This window comes from Nonlabens tegetincola, assembly GCF_002954355.1.
GTDB lineage: Bacteria > Bacteroidota > Bacteroidia > Flavobacteriales > Flavobacteriaceae > Nonlabens > Nonlabens tegetincola.
In genome coordinates this window covers 281,076-297,575 of the sequence record NZ_MQVV01000012.1, presented here as the reverse complement: position 1 = coordinate 297,575, position 16,500 = coordinate 281,076, and the positions used below count along the sequence as shown (strand labels likewise).

The following is a 16,500-nucleotide window of genomic DNA, read 5'->3' as shown; positions in this document are numbered from 1 at the left end:
AGTAAAAGGCATCAACTCTAGGAGTTGATGCTTTTTTTACTTTGAGACAAGTTTCTAAACACAAGGATGATTTGACCTAAATCAAATATTAACATTAATACAATAGCTATAGGAGCAAGCAGAACTGTAATCATAAAACCACCAGCTATTAAACCTACAAACCCTAGATATTTTGCTAATCCTTCTTCATTTTTACGTTGAGAAAGGTAGCCAGCTCCCAACATCAAATATGTTATACCGCTAGCAACAATAACAAAGATGCCAAACAAAATATCTCTAGGACTTATGAGATTACTATCATAATCAATAACTGTAATGAGTAGTATACTACTTACAACATTAATTATCATAGCAAGAATTGAAGAAAACTTTAATAAAGAGTTATTTTTGATTTGAGCTATATGATATATTCCTGTATAAAAAAGTACTACTGTTATTATGCTTACCACACCTAAAGCCGTATATGAGGATTCAGGTAAAATATTATCTTGGGTAAACGAATGAAAAACATCATTAATTGTCATCAAATAATAACAGATAAAAAGAATAACACCACCAATACCTGAAAACAACAAAAGAGAATTATTAAATGAATATTTCATAGCAGAAGATTCAACCTCTTTGGAGGTTTGACTTTCTTTAGTGCCGGAGTAAACTTCATCAAAAGATTTTCCTAATACTTCCAGAATATTCTTAATAGTATAACTACGTGGAGAAACTTCGCCTGCCTCTATGCGTTGAATGGTGCGCACATTAATATTACATCGTTCTACCAATTCCTCTTGGGTAAGACCTTTTTCCTTTCTTAATTGTGCAATGTAAATTCCTAATTCCGGTTGTTTCATTATTACTGATTTTTGTATTCGATTACAAGATTACCAAACACACCTATTCTCCACCAAAATTAAGCTCGGTAAAATACCCGACATTTACCCGACAATCCCTTACAGATACTGTAAAACTTAAAATATTACTCTCTAGGTAATCTAGTAGAATGCATGAGTTCTAATTTCCAAACACTGTCGCTTTTAACTGCCACAACACTTTCTAACCAGGTTCTTTTAAATTCTAATGTATCCTTAACAAATGTCCCGTGATTCCAATAAGCTAGATAAACTCGATTCCCTTCTTGATGAGCCTTTATTCTATCAAATTTATTTGTCCTAGTAATTCCTTGATCTCTTTTGCTTGCTCTTTTACACCAATTTGCAATGGTATCATTAGTCCATAATTCACCATGCTCCAATAAAATAAAATCGTTTGTCTGATATTTTTTTATAGCATCTACTTTCTTATCAGACCACACACTGTCAAAAACTTGTTGAACTACCGCTTCAACTGCTTCAATTGCTTGTTCTGAGTTATATTCCACCTTGGACTCTGGTTTGTTGCAACTTATGATCAGGATAGTTATAAAAATTACAATTAAATTTTTCATAGTAATAGTTTTTAATTACCCCATATTCGATTCCATAACTTGTCCATGACAATGGTAACATCCATGGGTTCCTTAGGATTCTCTTTTGCTATTAGGGTTTTATTTTCTTCTTTAAGTTTATAACTAAAAACAAATTGTTCTTCGTCTTTATTAATGGGCATGGTACCAAATCTTAAGTCATTAAAATACCAACTTCCGTTCTTTTTCTCCATCAAATACCAACCTTTAGAAATATCTATAAGTCGCCTCAAATTCTCCTCAGATTGTTCGTGTTTCCAAGTAGGCTCTAGGTTTCGGTTTTTGGGATAAGATTTGAATGAAATTGGTTTAGAATCAAAGAATGAGTAATCAGCCAATAAATACGCATCGCCTGCATCTACGTTGCAGTTCCATAGCAATGTTGTCAATGGCGCAGGACGTGTTGAAATTTGTGAGTAATTAAACTTATTTACATCTAGGGCCTTTTTAAATTCTTGGGTTGCATTCCACTTAAACAATACTGTCATTAATAGATAACTTGTAGAAATGAAGATACCGGTGAGGTTTGTTCGCTTTCGCGAAAGCGAACCCTTTTTTAAAAATAAAACCACAAGTGTGCACACTAAAAAAGGAAGTGTATAAAGCGGATCTATTACAAAAATTGTATTCCATGCGATAGCCTTATCAAACGGCCAAAAAAACTGCGTGCCCCATGTCGTGAACATGTCCAATATGGGATGAGTTATCAATCCCCAAAAAAACAGCCAAGACCATGATTTCCATCCTATCCGTCTGCTGGATTCTATCCTATCTACTACAAAACCGAAAACAGGCGCAAAGAGCACACAAAACAGGATACTATGACTGAATCCTCGATGGATCTCGGTAGCTGTTATCGTATCGGTAAATGACCTTGCTAGCACATCAAGATCGGGAATGGTACCAGCGATTGCACCATATAACAATGCCTTATTCCCGACCTTGTTGCCTAGAACAGTTTCTCCTACAGCAGCACCTAGTACGATCTGCGTGAGACTATCCATCTATTCAACGTCTTTAAGTAACTCTTCGATAGCGCGCTCTAGTTGTTGATCACGACCATTATCGATTACTCCTGGCATATTTTTTACCATTATGGACGGCTCGGTTTGATTGTTTTCCATCCAATTGCCATTAATATCTTTGGCGCTAATAGGAACTACACCCCAAACTGTTCCATCAGGAAGTCGTTCCCATCCTGCAAAACTACATGTTCCAGGAACTGGCATTCCTACTGTTTTACCAATTTTAAGATCGGTATAGCCGCAAGCAAAACAGTGTCCGTCACTATACTGGGCCTCATTAATCATAGCGAGTGTAGGTTTAGTCCATCTAGAAGTAGGTTCTCCACCTACCACTTTGGCTTCTGTCTCATAAGTAATAAATGGTGTACCAGTAAAGAACATAGCTAGATCGGCTACTAGATCACCACCGCCATTAAATCGAGTATCTACAATCACACCTTTACGACTGTGATATTTACCCATCATTTTTTCAAAAATGTTTCTATATGGCCCATCACTCATTCCAGGTATATGAACGTATCCTAATTGTCCGTTACTCCTTTGATCTACTTCTTTCTCGTTTTGTTTCACCCATCTTTTATAAAGTAAGCCTCGTTCTGCTCCTGTAGAAATAGGTTTAATTGTAATAACCATGTTCTCCTTTTTATCAGGACTTGACAGCTCTAGCAACGTAAATTTATTGGCTTTTCTGTTCAGGTAATAAGCATAATCTCTATCACTTGAAATTGTTTGACCATCTATTTTTTCAATAATCATTCCTGGCTTTATATCAAATTGAGCCTTATCCAGTGGTCCTCCTTTTATAACCTCGGTAATTTTTAGACCATCGCCTTGGTAAGAGTAATCGATAAATGCACCTAATGATGCTGTTGCATCTGGATTACTCATGTCATATCCTGCAGCTCTTGCACCAGCGTGGGATACATTCAACTCACCTATCATTTCTGAAAGCAGCTCTGCCAGCTCATTGGTATTTGAAACATAAGGCAAATGTTTTTCATACTCTTTTCTCATAAGCGGCCAGTCAACACCGTGAAAATTACTGTGATAAAAAACAGCATTTGTTCTTAACCATACGTGGTCAAACATTGCTTGTCTAGCAGCTACCTCATCATACTGCATTTCTGCAGTAATCTTAACTGCTGTTTTTTTCTTTTTACTTACATCAAGTTTAGATATTCTACCACCACTTAGTAGGTATAAATTTTCTCTTTTAGGATCCCATTCTAAACTACCACTGCGAGCACCTAAGTTGATAGCCATTTTGGTTTCTTTGGTTCGTAAGTCTGTTGACCAAAGATTAAGTTTATCTTCAAACCTAGCTAGGTAATACAATTTATCGCCATCCTTGGATAAAACAGCGTCAGAAAGATTAGAAGAATGTATAGTGAGACGTTTTGTTCTTTCCTTCATATCATCCCAGTCAAAAGTAAGCGGCTTAACCTCTTTCTCTTCATCCTTTTCTTTATCCTTATCCTTACCTTTCTTTTTCTTGTCTGATTTATCCTCGTCACCGTCTTTCTTCTTTGTTTTCTTCAATTCTTTAAGTAAAGCGTAATCTTCTTTACTCAAATTAAATTCATCCCAAGCTTCTTGTGTAAAGAACATGCTGTAAACATCACTTTGAGATCGACCACTAGTAGCATATGATTTTAACCCATCTCTATTTGAAAACCATAACATTTGTTTACCATCATTAGTCCATTTAGGAGAAGAGTCATAGTAACCGCTTTCATTAAGGTTGATTCGCTTTGAACCGTCGGCGGCCATTAAAAGTATATCGCTGTTGTTAAGACTTAGAGACCAATCTACCAATAACCACTTACTATCAGGACTCCAGGTGTAATACTTATCACCGTCACGCATATGAAATAGTTCTTCTTCACTTAACAACGTTGTTTTCTTTCCTGATTTAATGTCCTTCACCACTATATTCCTACGGTTTTCCACATAGGCTAGCTTTGTGCCATCTGGAGAATATTCTGCTAGATAATTGTCATTTTCATTTTCAAGAATAGCTGATTCTTTTAACAAGGTTGAGGCAAAAAAGAAGGGCTCTTCATCACGTACCTTTTCGGTTTTATAAACGCTCCACTTCCCATTTCTTTCACTACTATATATAACAGCTTTTCCGTCATGCGACCAACTCACAAAACTTTCTGTTTGTGCTGTATTAGTTATACGCTTTGTAAAACTTTCTTCTACAGATGTTACGAATACTTCACCTTTAGAAATAAAGGCTATTTCCTTACCACTAGGTGATACTGCCATCTCTTCTACTCCACCGTTTACACTTACGAATTTATCTGTATTCTCAATATCTTGTGTCACTACCTGCACAGTTAGCATTTTAGGCTGTTGACCTTCTCTCATGGTGTAGAGCATTCCATCGTAACCAAAGCTTATTACACCATTACCTATACTTAAAAAGCGTACTGGATGCAATTTAAAATCCGTAATCTGTACAGATTCACCAGTTTCAAGATTCCATTTATGCACATTAAAACTGCCACTCTTTTCACTTAAGTAATACATGCTTTTACCGTCGCTAGAAAGCACTGGCATGCGGTCCTCTGCATTATGTGTAGTCAATTGCTTGTGTTGATTACTTGCTACATCATATACCCATATGTCACGAGTAATACTCGATGTATGATGTTTACGCCAGTAATTTTCTCCACCTTTTTTATCCTGGTAATACAATTTACTTCCATCCTTATTTGTTTCAACAAGTTCGGCAGGAATGGTAAATAATTGATCAATACGGCCACCTTTTACTGGAACGGTATAAACCTCATGTTGAGAGCCAGTTGGGAATTGTCTGTGTTCTGCAGTGTCCTGTCTAAGTCCACCAAAAATTATTTGTTGGTCGTCATAACTAAAACTATAGGGTGTCTCGCTACTTGAATGATAGGTCAATCTAGTGGCTGTTCCACCTGTCGCGTTCATAACAAATACATCAAAATTGCCATAACGATTTGATGCAAATGCTATTTTGCTACCATCCTTGCTCCATATAGCCTGATAATCATGCGCTTTATGAAAGGTCAATTGCTGGGCTGTTCCTCCATCACTAGATACTTTATAAAGATCACCTTTGTAAGTGAAAACTATTTGTGAACCATCTGGAGATATTTTACTGTGACGCATCCAACTTGCGTTTTCTTGGGCTTGAGTTAAAAGTGAAACTAAAACCACAAGAGGTAAAAGAATATTTTTCATTTTAATTTTTTATTGGTGCCTAAAAATAGTGTAGAATTACTAATGATAACCACCTATTCATGGATTTAATAGATGTAAAATGGAATGGAATGTTACATGTAGTTGTAGGTCGGATAAAAATCTCATTAAGAAATGTGTTTAGGTTATACGCTTTCGCGAAAGCGTAATCATCAACAAATCATAACTTAACATATAATTAAAAGTTAAACTATCATAATTTAATAGTCTTGCTATTAGATTTGCGAGGAGTATGAAAAATTTATCTATCAATATTCAAATACATCCAAATTTGTATTTGAAAAATCCCGAAGGTACCGATCTAGGTAGACGCATTGTTTCAAAAAGCATTGAAATGATTGAAAACCTAGGTTTTGAAAGTTTTACTTTTAGAAAGTTAGGAAAAGAAATAGGATCTAATGAAAGTAGTATTTATAGATATTTTGACAGTAAACATGCACTACTTGTATACCTGTTTAACTGGTACTGGTCGTGGATTGAATACCGCATGTACATTGCTACACTAAATTTAAATCCCGAGGAAAAATTAAGACGTGCTATTGAAATGCTCACGCAGGTAATTGAAGAGGATTCTGCCTTTTCATTTGTTAATGAAGTATTACTGCATCGAATCATTATTGCTGAATCATCAAAGGCTTATTTGCATAAAGATATTGATGAGGAAAACGAGAAAGGCTTTTATAAAACTTATAAAAGAGTCGTAAAACGAGTGAGTGAAATGGTTACAGAAGTTAATCCAGAATATAAGTACCCTAACATGTTAGTCTCATCGGTTATTGAAGGTGCTCACAACCAACGCTATTTTGCAGAACATTTACCATCGGTCACAGATTCAATTGATGGTGAAGATGCCATTTTAAATTTTTATCTAGATATGGTGTTCAACTTAATTTCAAAAAAGAATTAAAGAATCATGGCAAAAAACACTGATTTAAAAACTCCTTGGAAACGATTTATAAGCATGTTGCAGCTGGATCGTAGAGATATAAAACAAATTTTGTTTTATGCGATTTTTGCTGGACTCGTTTCTTTGAGTTTACCGCTAGGAATTCAAGCAATTATAAATTTGATACAAGGAGCTCAAATTTCTACCTCGTGGATAGTCCTAGTTGTTCTGGTTACTCTAGGTGTTGCTTTTCAAGGAGCGTTACAACTCATGCAAATAAGAATTCTTGAAAATGTGCAGCAAAAAATCTTTGCCCGTGCATCCTTTGAATTTGCGTATCGCTTTCCTAAGATAAAGATGAAAGAATTACGCAATTATTATCCGCCAGAATTGGCAAACAGATTTTTTGACGTATTGACCGTACAAAAGGGATTAAGTAAAATATTACTGGATTTCCCTGCAGCCATCCTGCAAATTGTTTTTGGTATCATTCTCTTATCTTTTTATCATCCGTTTTTTATAATCTACGGTTTATTGCTATTAATTTTAGTTTTAATCGTTTTTAGATTTACTGCTCGTAAAGGACTAGAGACTAGTTTAAAAGAAAGCAAACTGAAGTACAAGGTAGCTCACTGGATTCAAGAAATTGCTCGTTCTATTGTTAGTTTCAAAATTTCAGGCAACACTACACTTGCAATGAATCGCAATGATGATTTAACAGCCTTATACTTAAAAGCGCGTGAAGGCCACTTTAGAGTTCTAATAATCCAATTTTTACAAATGATCGGTTTCAAAGTACTTGTGACGGCTGGTCTACTGGTTATTGGTGGTTTACTAGTTCTTAATCAACAAATGAATATAGGTCAATTCGTAGCAGCAGAAATTATCATATTACTGGTAATAAGTTCAGTGGAGAAGTTGATCCTAGGATTAGAAACCTTTTATGATGTACTTACCTCACTGGAAAAGATAGGACAAGTTGTAGATAAAGAAATTGAAAATCAAGAAGGTGTAGATCCTTTTGAAAAGGAAAAACCACTTCATATAGAATTAGAAAAGTTAGGTATAACAACTCCTGAAGGTCAAGTAATTCTTAAAGACATTAATTTAATTATTAATGAAAAAGAGCGCATGATCATTGATGGACCATCAGGATCGGGTAAGACAACATTGCTTAAGTTAATCTCTACCATTGAAAGTCCAACCGAAGGAAGCATATATGTAAATGGTAATTGCACAAATGGAATATTTTTAAATAAATACCGCAAGCGAGTAGGCCAAGTATTACCAGAAAACCAAACCTTTGAAGGCACCATATTAGAGAATATTACTCTAAATGATTCCTCAATAAGTATTGATAAGGTTAATGAAGTTATTGAACAATTGGGATTGTTGCCGTTTGTCAAGAAAAACTCAGCGAGTTTAAATACTTTGATTTATTCACAAGGTAAACAAATACCACATACCATTGCTCGCAAGATTGTAATTGCGCGTGCCATTGTACACGAGCCCAAACTACTATTACTCAAAGATCCACTAGATCAATTTGATCCTGTTGAAGCAAAAGAAATTATAACCTACTTGTCATCACATGATCGTCCATGGGCGCTAGTAGTAAGTTCAAAAAATCCTTTATGGAACACAGTGTGTAGTCATACTGTACATATTGAAAATGGAACCATTAAAAACAACAAACGCGATGCTTAATATTTCTAAAGACAGCCTATCAGATAAAGTGAGTCTTGAACAGTATAAGTCACACGACATCGCTTTTCACAAAAGACATTTTAGAGCTTTTAATAAATTCCTATATGGATTTGCTATCCTAGCCGTTATTATACTTTTTCTGCCTTGGACGCAAAATGTAACCGGTAATGGTTTTGTTACCACACTTACCCCAGATCAACGACCACAAACCGTACAATCTCAAATCCCAGGTCGAATTGAAAAATGGTACGTAAGAGAAGGTGATTTTGTTAACGCTGGCGATACGATCTTGCGTATATCTGAGATAAAAACTGAATACCAAGATCCGTTATTAGTAGAACGTACGCAGCAACAAGCAGATGCCAAACAAGGTAGCGCAGGTAGTTATAGAACCAAAATTCAGGCACTAACTAATCAAATAAGCGCCCTACAACAAGAACTTCAACTCAAACTAGAACAAGGACGCAACAAGGTTGAACAAAGCAAGTACAAGGTAAGAGCAGATAGCACTGATCTCATTGCCATACGCAACAATTTTGAAATTGCACAACGTCAATATGATCGTGTAGTAGAACTTATACAAGATGGTCTTAAATCACGTGTAGACGTAGAAGATAAAAGAACCAAACAACAAGAAATGCAGGCTAAAGTCATCGCTCAAGAGAATAAACTACTTGCGAGTAGAAACGACCTGATTAACGCACAAGTTGAACTAAATAGACTGCGAGCAAGCTATGCAGACAAAATAGCTAAAGCACAAAGTGATCGCGCAACAGCTGAAGGTTCCTTATTTCAAGCACAGGCCGATGTGGCAAAACTTGAAAATCAAACCAGTAGTTATCGTATTAGAAATAGCTTGTACTACGTACTAGCGCCACAAAATGGTTATATAAATAAAGCGATAAAAGGTGGTATAGGAGAAACTTTTAAAGAAGGTGAAAAACTTGTAGGGATCATGCCTGCAGATTATGATCTAGCCGTAGAAACCTTTGTAGAGCCCTTGGACTTGCCTCTTATTCATCTAGGTGAAGAGGTTCGTGTACAATTCGATGGATGGCCAGCAATATTTTTTAGCGGTTGGCCCAATGCATCTTTTGGAACGTATGGCGGTAAAGTAGTGGCTGTAGAAACTTTTATCACTCCAGAAAATGGGAAATTTAGAGTTCTAATTGCTCCAGATCCTCAAGATCACGAGTGGCCAGAAAACCTAAGAGTTGGTTCTGGTGCTTATACTATCGCATTGTTAGAAGATGTACCTATTTGGTATGAAATCTGGAGACAGCTCAACGGCTTTCCTCCTAATTATTACCAGCCCGACGATAAATCAGACTCCAAAGACAAGAAATAATTTATGAAACGTCATATACCACTATTGTTTTTTGTTATTCTCGCTTTCGCGAAAGCGTACTCTCAAAACTTTCTAGATCAAGCCGGCAATTACACTCCCGTATGGCAAGTACAACCAGCGGATTCACTTGATTTAATGAGTTTTCAAGAGTATCTAGCTTTTGTAAAACAACATCATCCAGTTATGAAGCAAGCAAACTTGCAGCTAAATATGGGTGAAGCTAACTTATTGAAAGCACGAGGAGCATTTGATCCCAAAATTGAAGCGATAAAGGACCGCAAGAAGTTTAAGAACACGGAATACTACGACGAGTTCTATGCAGCATTTAAAATACCAACCTGGTATGGAATTGAATTAAAAGGAACTTTTGAACAAAATACAGGTACATTTTTAGACCCTAGTCTTACCGTTCCAGATGATGGACTCTATGGAGCAGGCGTTTCTTTTTCACTAGCGCAAGGTCTTTTAATCAATGAGCGCATGGCCGATTTAAGAAGAGCGAAATTCTTTATTAATCAAACCAAAGCAGAAAGAGATCTAATTTTAAACGATCTCATATTTGAAGCTAGTAAAGCTTATTTCAGGTGGTTACAAGCAAGTAATGAACGTTTAATTTATGAGAACTTTCTGGAAAATGCCGAAATTCGATTCCAAGGAATTAAAAGACAAGTTGAGGTAGGTGACAAAGCCGCTATCGATAGTGTTGAGGCTAAAATAGCCTTTCAAAATCGCGTTCTTTTACTAGAGGCCGCAAAATTAAAACAGCAAAAAGCGAGACTAGAAGCAAGTAACTTTCTATGGATTGATAATGTTCCAGTAGAACTTAGAGAAGATTTAAGACCTGTTGTACCGCAACGAGAAATGATAGCTGCAAGTTTGCAATTAGAAGGTATTACTGTATCGACCGATAGTTTAGACCAACATCCCAAAATACGCAGTATTGATGCTAAATTAAATGGTTTACAAGTTGATCGCAGGCTTAAACAAAACAAACTATTACCTAAGATAAATCTTGAGTATAATTTTCTCACACCTGACGGAGGCGAATTAAACAGTTTTAATACCAGTAATTACAAGTTCGGTCTTAACGCTAGCTTCCCTCTTTTTTTAAGAAAAGAACGTGGAGACCTTAGATTGGCTTCTATCAAAATCCAAGATACTGAATTAGAAAGAGCTGCTACCCAGTTAGAACTTAGAAATAAAATAGAAGCTGTAAGCGTAGAAATCACTTCTCTGGACGAACAGAATAGGCTTATCAACGAGATTGTATCCAATTACCAAGTAATGCTCAATGGTGAGCTACGTATGTTTCAAATAGGAGAAAGTAGCGTGTTCCTAATCAATACAAGAGAACAAAAGCTAATTGAAGCAACCTTAAAAGCCAATGAACTTTTGATCAAATCCTACAACGCCACAGCAAGTTTATATAATGCTCTAGGTATAGTCGAATAAGGTACGAGTCTATTAGACTGTAACAAAATCATTTTTTTACTACATATAAATAAAAAAAGAATCATGAATCAACCTTATCAAACTACATCAGAATATCACTCTCATTCCTATAAGCCGTGGGGAATGGAACAAAATCAATTTTGCTTACTTATGCACTTGTCTCAATTTGCAGGGTGGATTGTTCCTTTTGGTGGAATTATTTTCCCTATAATCATGTGGTCCACAAATAAGGATTACAGTCAAAAGGTGGACTTACACGGTAAAGAAATACTTAATTTTATGATATCTTATTTTCTGTATAGCATCGTAAGTATTTTCCTTATGTTCTTTATCATAGGATTTATTACCATCTTCTTGGTAATGATATGCAGTTTTATATTTACTATTATAGGAGCAATAAAAGCCAGCAATGGTGAATTATATAGATATCCATTGACGATTCGTTTTATTTCCTAATGAATCAAAGCAAGCAGATAACTATTCACTGAAAAATAAAACTTAAATAAATAAAAAAGGTCTTCATTTCTGAAGACCTTTTTTCTCTGTGGGCGCGAAGGGATTCGAACCCCTGACCCCTTGGGTGTAAACCAAGTGCTCTGAACCAACTGAGCTACGCGCCCTAAAGCGGTTGCAAATATACAACCCTTTTTTGTTTCTCCAACTATTTTTTAATGAAAAAAATTAAAAAATTTCTGCCACCACAAAAGTGCTTCCTGTAACTATCACAGCATCACTCTCCTGCGCTTTTTCAATAGCTACTTTTTTTGCTGTTTTCACATCATTTATTACTTCAAAACTTCTATTAAGTTCCTCAAAGTATTTAGAAAGAACCTCAACCGGCATTGCTCTACTTACTGTTGCTTGTGTAAGAATATAATAGGCAGTAGGTGGTAATAACTTTATAACCTTTAAAGCATCTTTATCGCTTACCATACCTATTACGATATATAGCTTATCGAATTGCTCTTTGTTGATTTGTTTCATCAACGCCTTAACTCCTGCTACATTATGGGCAGTATCGGCAATTACTAAAGGATATGAGCTTAATTTAGTGTATCTACCATAAAAACTAGTGTTAATAGAAACCTTATTACAACCCTTCTTTATGTGATTCTCATCAATGTTAAATGCGTAAAGAGTATCTAGTAATTTGAGTGTAGTTAAAGCTGTACGCAAATTATCTTTTTGATACCAGGCAGAAAGATCACTTACAGGAGCTTTTAATTTATGGTTTACTTGATGATAAGGAGCGTTTATGTTTTGTGCGCTTTCGCGAAAGCGAGATCTTAATAGACTTCTACGTTCACCTACAACAACAGGAACATTAGGCTTGATAATACCTGCTTTTTCCATAGCAATTTTAGGCAAAGTATTACCCAATATTGCGGTGTGGTCCTTGTCTATACTAGTAATGACAGAAATCAATGGAGTAATGATGTTAGTTGAATCTAATCTACCACCCAATCCAACTTCAATTATCGCAATATCAACTTGTCTCTCCTTAAAATATTGAAAGGCCATACCTACTGTCATCTCAAAAAAAGACAACTGATTGGACTCAAAAAAATCTTTATTTAATGAAATAAAATCAACAACAAATTGCTTTTCACAAGGTTTACCATTGATTTTAATACGTTCTCTAAAATCGCGTAAATGAGGTGAGGTATAAAGACCAACTTTATAACCAGCTTCTTGCAACACACTAGCTAGAATGTGACAGGTACTTCCTTTACCATTAGTTCCTGCTACGTGAATACTAGGAAATGAGTGATGAGGATGTTTTAAATGTGTATCTAGTTTTTGGATATTAGATAAGTCGGCCTTGTAAGCGACCTTACCTACCTTTTGATACATCGGTAATTGGTTGAACAACCAATTTAACGTCTTTTGATATTTACTACTCACCTAATTTAAAGATGACTTCTATGAAACCTATTTGAATTTCTTTAGTAGCGTCTGGAGCGGCAGTAAACTTCCAGGTTTTAGCAGTTTTAGTTGCAGCGTCTAACAAACACTGTGCTCTGTTTGAAGTTCCTCTTTTTCCAGCTGTTGCCTTTACAACTTCACCAGATCTATTGACTTCAATTTCGACAATTACCTTTCCGCTCTCATTACATTCTGGCGGTACTCCTTGACCACGTATTTTACCTCTTCCTTTAAGACCGTAACCCTTACCACCTTGACCTAATCCCGGATCTCCATAATAGGTATTTGCATATGGATCTCCGTTCAACTGACCTTTGTTCCCAGGACCATCACCTGGTCCTTCACCATTATTATTTTCTCCATCAATTTCATCGGCTCCGGTTACAGAACCTATAGCATTAAGAACATCAGAACTAGGTTTAGGATCTTCCTTTACCGGCTCAGTTTGTGGTTTGGGGTCTGTTTTCACAGGTTTGGTTGATGTTTCTACATCAGGACTGCTATTAATAACAGGCGCATCTTCAATTTCTTGAGTAGCGATATTTTCCTCACTAGACTGCGCAGGTTGCGGTTGTGAGGTTTGAGTAACTGGAGTAACCTTAGTAGGTTTTGCAGGTTCTACTGGTCCAGATCCTACTGCTGTGTTTCCAAAGTTTACAGCGATTCCACTTTCTGGCGGTGGATCAAGTTCTTTTAAAACCGTCACAAAAGTAAACACCAATAACAGCACACTCATCAAAATACTTGTAATGATGAAAGACTTACGTTTTTCTCTGGTGTCTAAAAATCCCATCTTTTAAGGTTTTACGGCTAAAATTATTTTGTACTTATTACGATTTGCGATATCCATAACCGTGACAGCTTTTTGTAAAGCTACTTCATTATCTGCTCTTAATATAATGGTAGGATCTTCTTGATTTTCCATTATAGAAAGTAGCTCTTGCTCAATCGCATTTTCCTCTACTTGTTTACTGTTTACAAAAAACAGACCATCTTTAGAAATACTCACCGAGGCGTTTTGAACATTGGAGGATTTACCTTTTGCCTTTGGTAAAATTAAATCCAGAGCTTCTGGTGTGATGGATGGCGAAGTAAGTAGAAAAAATACTAGCAATAGAAATACGATATCAGTCATCGATGACATCGAGAATTCAGGACTTACTTTATTTCTTCCTCTTAAATTCATAATTAAGCTGGTTCATTTAGTAAATCAAGGAAATCAACTGCGTTTGCTTCCATTTGATGAACCACTTTATCTGTTTTAACAACTAAATGATTATATCCTATGTAAGCGATGATACCAACAATTAAACCAGCTACAGTCGTGGTCATTGCAGTATAAATACCTTCTGCTAGTGTTCCCATTTCAGCTTGTCCACCACTATTTGCAAGAGTATGAAAAGCAAGTACCATACCTATTACAGTTCCCAAAAATCCAATCATTGGAGCAGCTCCTGCAATAGTAGCCAAAATACTTACATTCTTTTCTAATTTGTATACTTCTAATTTACCAGCATTTTCTATAGCGCTATTGATATCCTCGAGCGGTGACCCTATGCGGCTTATACCTTTCTCCGTCAACCTTGCTACAGGAGAATCTTCTTTGGCACATAGCATTTTTGCAGCATCTAAGTTTCCATTAGTAACTTGATCTTTAATTTGAAGCATAAAGTTTTTATCAATCTTACTAGAAGCCTTGATCTTAAATAAACGCTCAAAGTATATATAAAGTGCTACAAAAAGTAACACTATCAATATAGCAATTACGATAGTTCCTGCCACTCCACCGCTTACAATAAGGTCATAAAGAGATAGGGTTTTCTCTTCTATTACTGGTTCTACAGCGTCAGTAATTCCTGCTGATTCTTGAATCATACTCATTAATATATTGTTTGATTGATAACGTAGGATAAACATAAACATTATACACCTACTTAAAACAAAGTCTAAAATTAGTTATTTACAAGGTTTTAAAGAGTAAGAATCACACAAGTTAAACCTACTATCGTTAAAACTATTGTGTAAGGTAATGCCATTTTTACCATTTTACCATATGATAAGTTAATTACCGGAGCTAATGCCGATGTCAATAAAAATAAAAACGCTGCCTGACCATTAGGTGTAGCCACACTTGGTAAATTAGTTCCTGTATTAATTGCAATGGCAAGATGTTCATATGTTTCTCTATCAATAACACCGTTTTGATGAGCAGCTGCCACTTCATTAATGTAAACAGTGGCCACAAATACGTTATCTGATATCATACTTAAGAATCCATTAGCCAGATAGAAGATCGCAGGTTGACTGCTAGGATCTTGGTGTAAGGCCCAATCAATTATTGGAGCAAACAAATGTTGATCGTGTATCATTGCTACAATCACAAAAAACACAACTAATAAACCTGTAAAAGGTAACGCCTCTTCAAAAGCTTTTCCTAGGCTGTGCTCATCTGTAATTCCCATAAATGCAGTTTGAATTACGATTAAACCTAAACCTATAAATCCTACTGGCGCAATATGCAAAGCTAGCCCTGTTATCAATAGTACCGCAGACACTGCTTGAACGATCAAAGCGTACTTTTCTTTTTCGGTACGTTCAGAATCACGTTTTTCCATCCAGCCTTCAATAATTTGTCTTACCACTGGTGGCATTTTTTCACCAAATCCAAATGTTTTGGTAGTTTCTAATAATACGGTTGTTAATATACCAGCGATAAATACTGGAATAGTAATCGGTGACATTTTTAGGAAGAATTCAATAAAGTTCCAATCCATCTTGGCACCTATAAGCAGGTTTTGAGGTTCTCCAACTATGGTACACACACCACCAAGAGCGGTACCTACCACACCATGCATTACAAGACTACGTAAAAAGGATCTAAACTTCTCAAGAGTTTCACCACTTAATTGTTTCCTATCCAAAGTATCATCAGCATCAAGATCTAGGTCACTAGAATGAATCTTGTGGTAAACATTATAAAACCCTAACCCTACACTAATAAGAACTGCCGTCACGGTCAATGCATCAAGAAATGCACTAAGGACCGCACTCAAAAACACGAAGAATAGGGATAATAAAAGCTTAGATTTAATTTTAGTAAAAACCTTAACGAAAATGTACATAAGCAGCGGTTTCATAAAGTAAATACCAGCTACCATAAAGACTAAAAGTAGGATTACTTCTAAGTTTTGAGAAACTTCTGCATACACACCGTGATCAGATCCTGGATGACCAGGACTGGTGAGTCCTAATGCCAGTACCTGAATAGCCAGTAATCCACCAGATTGTAGTGGATAACATTTTAAGGCCATTGCCAGACAGAAAATAAACTCTGCAATAAACACCCAACCCATTACAGTTCCAGGTAAAATAAAGTAACCAATGGTATTGAAAACTAAAAAAGCTATCATAGTCCACTTAAACCAATGTGGACTGTTTCCTAAAAAGTTTTTAAACATAA

Annotated in this window: 14 protein-coding genes and 1 tRNA gene; 5 read left to right on the top strand and 10 right to left on the bottom strand. The window is 35.9% G+C overall.

Annotated elements, in window-relative coordinates:
- Nucleotides 1-17: 17 nt before the first annotated feature.
- From BST93_RS05190 to BST93_RS05175, 4 genes are all read right to left on the bottom strand, one after another.
- Complete coding sequence (locus BST93_RS05190) at nt 18-845, bottom strand: helix-turn-helix domain-containing protein (RefSeq protein ID WP_105018334.1); 828 nt, start codon at nt 843-845, stop codon at nt 18-20.
- Between the two features lie 125 nt (nt 846-970).
- Nucleotides 971-1,438 (bottom strand): nuclear transport factor 2 family protein, encoded by a 468-nt coding sequence (locus BST93_RS05185; protein ID WP_240919356.1) that lies wholly within the window; start codon nt 1,436-1,438, stop codon nt 971-973.
- A gap of 11 nt (nt 1,439-1,449) precedes the next feature.
- A complete protein-coding gene (locus tag BST93_RS05180) occupies nt 1,450-2,460 on the bottom strand; it encodes a metal-dependent hydrolase (RefSeq protein WP_105018332.1) in 1,011 nt (336 codons plus the stop codon).
- Complete coding sequence (locus BST93_RS05175) at nt 2,461-5,703, bottom strand: S41 family peptidase (protein ID WP_105018331.1); 3,243 nt, start codon at nt 5,701-5,703, stop codon at nt 2,461-2,463.
- A 250-nt stretch (nt 5,704-5,953) separates the two neighbouring features.
- Here BST93_RS05175 and BST93_RS05170 point away from each other — a divergent pair, with 250 nt between their 5' ends.
- The 5 genes from BST93_RS05170 to BST93_RS05150 all read left to right on the top strand — a co-directional run bounded on the left by BST93_RS05170 (nt 5,954) and on the right by BST93_RS05150 (nt 11,570).
- Entirely contained in the window at nt 5,954-6,628 is a 675-nt protein-coding gene (locus BST93_RS05170) for a TetR/AcrR family transcriptional regulator (protein WP_060523158.1), read from the top strand.
- A 6-nt stretch (nt 6,629-6,634) separates the two neighbouring features.
- The gene (locus BST93_RS05165) at nt 6,635-8,314 is read left to right on the top strand and encodes a peptidase domain-containing ABC transporter (protein ID WP_105018330.1); all 1,680 of its coding nucleotides are present in this window, start codon (nt 6,635-6,637) and stop codon (nt 8,312-8,314) included.
- The gene (locus BST93_RS05160) at nt 8,307-9,662 is read left to right on the top strand and encodes an HlyD family secretion protein (protein ID WP_042280063.1); all 1,356 of its coding nucleotides are present in this window, start codon (nt 8,307-8,309) and stop codon (nt 9,660-9,662) included. The genes BST93_RS05165 and BST93_RS05160 overlap by 8 nt, the downstream gene beginning before the upstream one ends.
- A 3-nt stretch (nt 9,663-9,665) precedes the next feature.
- Nucleotides 9,666-11,114, top strand: coding sequence for a TolC family protein (locus BST93_RS05155; protein ID WP_105018329.1), 1,449 nt, complete (start codon nt 9,666-9,668; stop codon nt 11,112-11,114).
- A gap of 63 nt (nt 11,115-11,177) precedes the next feature.
- A complete protein-coding gene (locus BST93_RS05150) occupies nt 11,178-11,570 on the top strand; it encodes a DUF4870 domain-containing protein (protein WP_105018328.1) in 393 nt (130 codons plus the stop codon).
- Between the two features lie 89 nt (nt 11,571-11,659).
- On the opposite strand, the gene BST93_RS05145 is transcribed toward BST93_RS05150, so the two are convergent.
- The 6 genes from BST93_RS05145 to nhaB form a co-directional block, all read right to left on the bottom strand.
- Nucleotides 11,660-11,734 (bottom strand) — tRNA-Val (locus BST93_RS05145).
- Nucleotides 11,735-11,795: 61 nt separating this feature from the next.
- Nucleotides 11,796-12,968, bottom strand: coding sequence for a bifunctional folylpolyglutamate synthase/dihydrofolate synthase (locus tag BST93_RS05140; protein ID WP_105018571.1), 1,173 nt, complete (start codon nt 12,966-12,968; stop codon nt 11,796-11,798).
- Between the two features lie 43 nt (nt 12,969-13,011).
- Nucleotides 13,012-13,833, bottom strand: a complete 822-nt coding sequence (locus tag BST93_RS05135; RefSeq protein ID WP_105018327.1) for an energy transducer TonB — start codon at nt 13,831-13,833, stop codon at nt 13,012-13,014.
- A 3-nt stretch (nt 13,834-13,836) separates the two neighbouring features.
- On the bottom strand, nt 13,837-14,226 hold the full coding sequence (locus tag BST93_RS05130) for an ExbD/TolR family protein (RefSeq protein WP_105018326.1): 390 nt from the start codon (nt 14,224-14,226) through the stop codon (nt 13,837-13,839).
- 2 nt (nt 14,227-14,228) lie between these two features.
- Complete coding sequence (locus BST93_RS05125) at nt 14,229-14,921, bottom strand: MotA/TolQ/ExbB proton channel family protein (protein ID WP_105018570.1); 693 nt, start codon at nt 14,919-14,921, stop codon at nt 14,229-14,231.
- Between the two features lie 89 nt (nt 14,922-15,010).
- Nucleotides 15,011-16,498: a sodium/proton antiporter NhaB gene (gene nhaB, locus BST93_RS05120; RefSeq protein WP_105018325.1), complete on the bottom strand. Its 1,488-nt coding sequence runs from the start codon at nt 16,496-16,498 to the stop codon at nt 15,011-15,013.
- Between the last annotated feature and the right edge of the window lie 2 nt (nt 16,499-16,500).